The sequence below is a fragment of the Caldicellulosiruptor sp. F32 genome (genome assembly GCF_000404025.1).
GTDB classification, from domain to species: Bacteria; Bacillota; Thermoanaerobacteria; order Caldicellulosiruptorales; family Caldicellulosiruptoraceae; genus Caldicellulosiruptor; species Caldicellulosiruptor saccharolyticus.
The window spans coordinates 1-2206 of the sequence record NZ_APGP01000045.1; the positions used below are offsets into that span (position 1 = coordinate 1).

Annotated in this window: 1 protein-coding gene and 1 pseudogene; both read left to right on the forward strand. The window is 25.4% G+C overall.

All coding sequences use genetic code 11. The features are described from left to right. Positions 1–425, forward strand: a pseudogene (locus H964_RS12490) (hypothetical protein); the annotation flags it as partial. 100 nt (positions 426–525) lie between these two features. Further along, the gene (locus H964_RS04500) at positions 526–1914 is read left to right on the forward strand and encodes a hypothetical protein (protein WP_039765061.1); all 1389 of its coding nucleotides are present in this window, start codon (positions 526–528) and stop codon (positions 1912–1914) included. Positions 1915–2206: the final 292 nt, after the last annotated feature.

Consider the following 2206-nt stretch of genomic DNA (forward strand, 5'->3'; position numbering starts at 1 on the left):
CCATTGCTATCCCAATAGCCTTAGGGCTTGCAGAAGCTTTAATAGCTTCTCTTTTGCTAAGTGGTAAAGTAATTGAATTATTTGGAGAAAAATACGTAGAGGCAAGTGAAGTAATTGAAAATGTTAAAAACAGAAACTATGATTATTATAAAGCAGCAATAAAAAATGGTATTCTTTATATCGGTCCAGCAATAGATTATTCAGAAGCTTATATGAGAGTATATAATTGGTTAGATGTTTTCTGTAAATATAAAATCAAGGCTAAAAATCTTGCTGATTCAGTAGCAAAAAATTATATCACATTTGGTGGATATGTTTATGGACCAGAAATTCATGGAAGCATGCCTAATTATTTTTATCATTATCATATTTATATGAATAAGGATACTAAAATTCCTGCTCATATTTTTTATCTTTTATATTGAAATTTTTCAAATAGCTTTCTTGAGGGTTGTCATTATTAAATACTTCTGGCAACCCTCATTGCCAAAAATAATTGAAAATTAGGAGGGAATTTTTAAAATAATGTTTGAAATTCCTGTATATGATTTATCAGAAATGTTAAACAATTATCATAAAATTACATATAATCATTATAATTTTTTTGCTAATAAAGACATGTTATCTTTTCATCCTATTTATCAAAGTTGTAATAATATACTGTTTGTTATGGAAAAGAACGATATACTTGGAAGTATTATTGAATCTATTATAGTTTTATCCTTTAAAAATGGCAAGGTCGAACAAACTATTAGTTATAAACTCAAAAATAAAATATCTCAAATAATTTTTTTTGATGAGGAGAAATTTACTCTAACTGGTTACACAATAACCTCAACTAGTACTAAAGTTAGTGAAATTAGAATATTTAGTGTAGATTTAGCAAAAAAAGAGGAGAGCTTGTTGTTCAGTTTTATTATGGAGTTTTCTGAAGAAAATGAAAACAAAGATATGCTTATTCCATCTACAACTCACGTATTGGCATTAAATGAAAGATATATAATGCTCATAAATAATTGTGAAAATTTTAAAGATAAATTTGTTCTGATTATTGACCTATATAATAAATCTGAATTTTATCTTGATGCATTTATAACAGATAACCACTATATTTGCGAAATTTCATTCGCAGAAATAAAAAAATTCAAAAACAGAAATTATCTATTTATTAAAACTGGTAGAATTAGCTCAGATGAAAAAAGATACTATTTTAATTTAGGTGAAGATATAATTAATAAGATTGAAACTTTACTGATTATTCCTTGTGAAGAGTTAATTCAAGATTTAATCAGCGGTGTAATGCCTGCGTTATCTAAATATATAATTGATAAAGTTGAGTATTCTGAAACATTAAGTTTTTTAAACTATGGAAAACCTAATTATGGCTTTTTTTACAGTATAAAAAGTCATTCTCTTTATATCGATTCTCCATTTATACCTTATGTAAAAGAAAATTTTTTGACAAAAAGAACCGACATCTTTACTTACAATCTAGAAACGAAAAAAAGAGCTTTTATAGGGTCCCTACCTTTTCCCTCAGAAAAAATACGTCCAGTATATATAGAAGAGAATAGATACTTTTTATTATATCGTCCTTTCCATACTTATTTACTACCAATTAAAAATTTTTTTATAAAACATTATATAGGAACCAATGAAATTTCCTTCTTCGAACTACCAATTAATATTCCATATAAAGAACAAATTGAAGAGTTTTATCTTTTAAAAAACTGTTCCATTTTTGTCACAGTTAATCCAGAGGAAAAATATACATATATTTATTTAAACGATAATGAGTTAATAAGAAAGATATCATATATGGAAGAATTTTTCTCATTAATTGTAAATTCTGAAACAGAAGAACTAAATGCTATTATAATATATCCAAGATTTTTAATAAAACATGACTCTTGAGTTTATTGTCCTTAATAGTTTTTATAAAAGTTTTAGTTAAAAAAAATATAATTATTAAGTACAAATTACCTAGAAAATAAATTTAAAATATCCCATGCGATAAAATTTAAAACTGTTTGTTACAGAAAATGAATTGAAAGAAAACAAAAGAAAAAAAACAAGACCTTTAGCATTGGAATTTACTTATGCTAATGAGTGTAATATCCAAAAGATAAAACTTTTGCAGAGGATATAGGTCTATGGGGGCTGAGATTTTAATAGTAAATGTATGATATACCAGCCATGGTAAAAT

What these genes read in the sequence shown, in the direction of transcription:
- H964_RS04500 (WP_039765061.1), top strand. Translation starts at nt 526, where the DNA reads ATGTTTGAAATTCCTGTATATGATTTATCAGAAATGTTAAACAATTAT.